General features: G+C 55.5%; 1 pseudogene. It reads right to left on the bottom strand.

The window, feature by feature from the left end:
• Positions 1-462 (bottom strand): annotated as a pseudogene (locus tag H6B10_RS15285) (N-terminal phage integrase SAM-like domain-containing protein); the annotation flags it as partial.
• Between the last annotated feature and the right edge of the window lie 21 nt (positions 463-483).

The raw sequence follows: 483 nt of genomic DNA on the forward strand, positions 1-483 counted from the left end.
GCTGCACAGTGTGTTGTGCAGTCCCTCCACCGACCGTTCCGAGAGCGTTTGGCCATCCGTCAGTTTAGGCTCTGAGCGCATGGCTTCGTAGAAGGCACGGATGGTTTCCTTGCGCAGTTCAGTCAGTTTGTAATGCCCCAGTGCTGGCAGGATGCGCCGGATATCCTGCTGGTCACGGGAATAGGTGCTGGCTGCCAGCTTGCCTGGGGCGATATCCCGCAGCCAGTGTTCGGTATACGCTGCCAGCGTCATGGCATGGTTCACGGGTTGTGGGTCATGCCGTACTTCCCGCTCGAACAGAACAGCCTGTTCGTTCAGCCATTTTTTGCACTGGCCGGGCGTGAGATCTTTCGGTGGATGTACCGTTTTCTGTGCAGCTTTCAGCCGGTTTCCTTGGTAATCGTAGCCGCGGGATACTACGATTAGATAACTGTTTTGCCCTCGTTTTCGGATGCTTGCCATTTTGACCACTCCTTTGTTTGG

It is taken from the genome of Gemmiger formicilis (assembly GCF_016901605.1).
In the GTDB taxonomy this organism is placed as follows: Bacteria; Bacillota; Clostridia; order Oscillospirales; family Ruminococcaceae; genus Gemmiger; species Gemmiger formicilis_B.